Here is a 4,181-nt window from a genome sequence, read left to right as displayed (position 1 = left end):
ATCCCAGACAGCGGATCAGTCAGGCGAATGAGACCGCTCGGATGCAGCCGGTCCGCGACGGCTTTATCAACGCGATCCAGCTCTATCCCTGGAGCGAAGGTGCGCTCTACCAGATTTATGCAGCGCCCGGTCAGGTCACCGACATCGCGCTGCAGCCGGGTGAACAGCTCGTCGGCTCTGGACCCGTCGCCGCGGGCGACACGGTGCGCTGGATCATCGGCGACACGCAGAGCGGGGCAGGGGAGCGGCTACAGGTCCACATCCTCGTCAAGCCGACTCGATCTGACCTTCAGACGAACCTCGTCATCAACAGTGATCGCCGCACCTACCATCTTGAGCTGCGATCGACCGAAAAGACCTATATGGCCTCGGTATCATGGCAGTATCCGCAGGATGAGTTGATCGCGCTGCGGCGCCAGAACGCACAGGCGTCCGCAGCACAGCCAGTCGCTGCCGGCGTCGACATCCAGAAACTCAATTTCCGCTATCGCATCGAGGGTGACGCCGCACCCTGGAGGCCGCTGCGCGCCTTCGACGATGGCGCGAAGGTCTACATCGAGTTTCCGTCTGGCATTGGCCAGGGCGAGATGCCGCCGCTCTTCGTCATCGGCCCGTCAGGGGGCTCCGAGCTGGTCAACTACCGCGCCCGGCAGAATCACTACGTCGTCGACCGCCTCTTTGCCGCTGCCGAACTAAGACTCGGCGGCAAGACGAGCGAGAGGCGCGTCCGCATCGTGCGCACCGATGGGAGCCGGCCCCGGCATAGCGCAGGATTGTTCAGATGAGCGACCCAACGAATGGCTTGAACCGGGACATCCGCGCTGAACTGCGTCTGCGCCCCGAGCCTGCCAGGGTGACGCGACTCTCGCGCAAGGTGCTGATCGGTCTGGGCGGGGTCGCCAGTGTTGCCATCCTTGGCACATTGATCTGGGCCCTCGACAGCAGGCGGCGCGGCATGGAACCAACATCCGAACTCTTCATCACGGAAAACCGCTCGACCGCTGACGGGCTGCAGACGCTGCCGAAGGACTATGCTGGCGTTCCAAAGCTCGGGCCCGCGCTGCCTGGCGATCTCGGCCGACCGATCCTGCGCGCGCAGGAGCAGGGCAGGCCCGCCATTGCGCCTGACATCAGAACGCCTCGCGTCGATCCGGAAGAACAGCGCCGCCTCGCCGAGATCGAGGCCGCGCGCGTCGCAAAGCTCTTCACGGAAACCAGCGCGCGGACAGCTCCGTTGCGGCAGGGTACCGGCGCTGGAACCTCCATCGCGGACACCAAGTCCGGATTGACGCCGCCGGCCGAACCGACGGTGCCTGATGCAGTGTCCACTCAAGATACGCAGGACAGCAAACTCGCCTTCGTCAACGCCAAGCCGGATCGTCGCACCGTTAGTCCCGATCGGCTCGAGGCGAAGGCTTCGCCCTACGTCGTCCAGGCCGGCACGGTCATACCCGCGGCCCTCCTTACCGGCATCCGCTCCGACCTGCCCGGCGTGATTACCGCTCAGGTCACGGAGAACGTCTACGACAGCCCGTCAGGGGTATATCTCCTGATCCCCCAGGGTGCAAAACTGGTTGGTCAGTATGACAGCCAGGTCGCCTTCGGTCAGTCTCGCGTACTCCTGGTCTGGAACCGGCTCATCATGCCGGACGGCGCCTCGATCGTGCTGGAGCGCCAGCAAGGCGCAGATACCCAAGGGTTCTCCGGACTTGAGGACGAGATCGATCATCACTGGGGCCAGTTGTTCCGGGCCGCAGCGCTCTCGACCCTGCTTGGTATTGGAGCGTCGCTTGGCTCCAGCGACGACGAAAGCGATATCGCGAAAGCGATCCGCGAGAGCGCGCAGGATTCGGCCTCCAATATCGGTCAGCAGATCGTGCGAAATCAACTCAACGTCCAGCCGACACTCACCGTCCGACCAGGGTTCCCGGTCCGTGTCATCGTCAATCGCGACCTTGTCCTGGCACCTTACGGCGTGCCGAAGGAACCGTCATGAGCAAGCTGAAACTCTCTGCAATTCCGGATGAGCGGCCAGTCAAGATTACGGTCGAGTTGCCTGCCGCCGTTCATCGAGATCTTGTCGCCTACGCCGAAGTGCTGGGCCGCGAGACGGGACAGACGGTCGCCGATCCCGTAAGGCTGATTGCGCCGATGCTGGTGCGATTCATGGCGACGGACCGCGCGTTCAGCCGGGCCCGACGCGACACGAAATCAGGATAGGCGGACCGTGGCGCGCTTCGTTTCCACGAAACGCAGGGCGACGTCGGGCCTGCTGCGAATGAAGTCGGCAACCGCATCGAGAAGCTCGGTAGCATGCACCGCCATTTCAAAGCCGCCCGGCAGGATGCCGGCCTGTTCTCTTCGGTCCGTTTCCTCCATGGCGAGTGTGCCGTCGAGATCAGTCAGAACGCGGCGAAGATTGCGCAGGAGTCGTGCGCCGGCCAGGGTCGGTCGGACTCCGCCTGCGTGGCGTTCGAAAAGAATTGTTCCCACCGCGTGCTCAAGGCTACGGATGCGCCGGCTCAGTGCGGAATGGTGGATGCCCATGCGTCGGGAGGCGCCGAGGAAGCTGCCCTCCTCGAACACGATGAGGGCGCATTCGAGCGTGATGAGTTGGACGCGTCGCCGCATGGCGCTTCCTCCACCTGGAAGTGATTGTGGCCCGCGCCCACCACGCGAACTGTCCAGTCGCCCGCCTATCTGCCCCATTGAAGTACCTGGTCAAAGCCCCCCGGTTTGGGGGCGAGCGCCTCAGTTGCCAATCGCACCAGTCGGCGGGCTCGCCTTCCGCGTTTCATGCAATCTGGCGAGTGTGCGTTCATCGAAGCTCGCCGTCACCGCCACTGTCTCTTCACCGCCTATGATCTTCGGCAGCCCCAGCGGCGTCACCCTGAAATGCAGTTGGACCAGGCGCAGCAGCCAGAGAGGGTTCATCTCGATGATGATCGTATCGATGCTTCTGTCCAGGCCCCACTCGACGATGCCTGACAAAAGCGCATTCGCCACCGGGCTCAGCATTCTTCCCCGTTCTCGGTACTGCGGCTCGACGCAGTAGCGCGTCCATTCCCAGATGTTTTCGCCCACGGGGCGTTGGCCTTCGCAAAGGTCCGACAGGACCTCCGAGAGCAAGTGGGGGCGGGTCGAAGGCAGCATGCGCTGGTAGCCGACAACGCGCTCCTCAGCCGTAAAGAGCATGTGGACTGCGTGCTCATTGTCGAACCGGTCGATTTCACGACCATCTGCGCGCCGCAGATCCGTCCAGCCCTTTTCTTCGACAAAGACCTTGTGGCGAAGGCGGAACGCCTGTTCCAGCTCCGCCTGATATTCTTCTGAATTCTGCGATGTAACCACAAGAAGCATCTCGGTTATCCTCCAGTTTGGAGGTCAACCAATGGTCGCTTCCTGTAGAAGGCGGCATCACGCGATTGCGTGAGCTAGGCGATCAGACCGTGACGAAAGGCTTCCGCGACAGCATGCACTGTGCTTGCTACTCCGAGCCTCTCGCGCGCCGCCCGCAGGTGAGTGTCTGCCGTGTTGCGACTTACAGCGAGACGGTCAGCGATCTCATCGACAGTCAAGCCTTCCGCTGCCCAGCGCAGAACGTCCCTTTGTCTCGGAGATAAACGTGCCGGCCGGATATCGCGTTTTGCATCAGTGATAACAGCCGCGCAGCCGAAAGCGTAAGCTGCAACCAACTGAAAGGCGAGACGGTCGTGGGGATCCGGATCCAGCTTTTCTCCCGCGACGGAAAACCCGACCGGCTGCCCATCCAATGTGGCAAACGGGACTGTCAAACCCTCGCATAATCTGAAGTCGGTTGCCTCGTCCATGATCCGGCGGCCGAAAGGACAGACCTTGCATAGGTTATCGATCTCGCTCCAGAGGAAGGGCGTGCTGCCCCGGTTCACAAGTTGAATCGTTGGATCGCGATATAGGTAGCCCTTTGAAAAATATCGCTCGGACCATTGTTCTGGCCAGGCATGGAGAATGACATGCGAAGCTTGATCATGTTTCAGAGCTTGGGGTGGGGGAATTAGTCCTGCCAGAAGATTGGTCGCGCCAATGCGTCCGGCGTAGCCAAGGATGTGTCGGCATATTTCCTGTTGAGTTGAGCTCTTACCGACATTGTTCAGAAGCTCGTACGTATCGTCGATGCGTTTAAACCATGCCATATGTACTCC

At 61.7% G+C, this 4,181-nt stretch carries 6 protein-coding genes; 3 read left to right on the top strand and 3 right to left on the bottom strand.

The features are described 5' to 3' along the window. The 3 genes from trbG to EN991_RS25755 all read left to right on the top strand — a co-directional run. Positions 1-785: P-type conjugative transfer protein TrbG (gene trbG / locus EN991_RS25765; protein ID WP_127369823.1), on the top strand; the 785-nt coding region annotated here is incomplete at its 5' end. Next, positions 782-1,996, top strand: a complete 1,215-nt coding sequence (locus EN991_RS25760; RefSeq protein ID WP_127369822.1) for a TrbI/VirB10 family protein — start codon at positions 782-784, stop codon at positions 1,994-1,996. The genes trbG and EN991_RS25760, both read left to right, overlap by 4 nt. Then, the gene (locus EN991_RS25755; protein ID WP_127369821.1) at positions 1,993-2,220 is read left to right on the top strand and encodes a DUF2274 domain-containing protein; all 228 of its coding nucleotides are present in this window, start codon (positions 1,993-1,995) and stop codon (positions 2,218-2,220) included. Before EN991_RS25760 ends, EN991_RS25755 begins: the two co-directional genes overlap by 4 nt. Here EN991_RS25755 and EN991_RS25750 read toward each other — a convergent pair. The 3 genes from EN991_RS25750 to EN991_RS25740 form a co-directional block, all read right to left on the bottom strand. Continuing rightward, entirely contained in the window at positions 2,212-2,631 is a 420-nt protein-coding gene (locus EN991_RS25750) for a LysR family transcriptional regulator (protein ID WP_164766207.1), read from the bottom strand. The genes EN991_RS25755 and EN991_RS25750 overlap by 9 nt on opposite strands. 120 nt (positions 2,632-2,751) lie before the next feature. Beyond that, positions 2,752-3,360 carry an acyl-homoserine-lactone synthase gene (locus tag EN991_RS25745; protein ID WP_127369819.1) on the bottom strand — a complete coding sequence of 203 codons (609 nt, stop codon included), beginning with the start codon at positions 3,358-3,360 and terminating at the stop codon, positions 2,752-2,754. A gap of 74 nt (positions 3,361-3,434) precedes the next feature. Continuing rightward, positions 3,435-4,181 (bottom strand): LuxR family transcriptional regulator (locus EN991_RS25740; RefSeq protein WP_164769366.1); only part of this gene is annotated, 747 nt, incomplete at its 5' end.

Source organism: Mesorhizobium sp. M7A.F.Ca.US.005.03.2.1, from assembly GCF_003997795.1.
GTDB lineage: Bacteria > Pseudomonadota > Alphaproteobacteria > Rhizobiales > Rhizobiaceae > Mesorhizobium > Mesorhizobium ciceri.
Note: the sequence above shows the minus strand (reverse complement) of the source record. Positions and strands in the feature narration are given on the sequence as shown.

Bases quoted from the DNA above. Each gene is read 5' to 3' on its own strand.
- EN991_RS25760 (WP_127369822.1), top strand. From the start codon at position 782: ATGAGCGACCCAACGAATGGCTTGAACCGGGACATCCGCGCTGAACTG.
- EN991_RS25750 (WP_164766207.1), bottom strand. From the start codon at position 2,631: ATGCGGCGACGCGTCCAACTCATCACGCTCGAATGCGCCCTCATCGTG.
- EN991_RS25755 (WP_127369821.1), top strand. From the start codon at position 1,993: ATGAGCAAGCTGAAACTCTCTGCAATTCCGGATGAGCGGCCAGTCAAG.
- EN991_RS25745 (WP_127369819.1), bottom strand. From the start codon at position 3,360: ATGCTTCTTGTGGTTACATCGCAGAATTCAGAAGAATATCAGGCGGAG.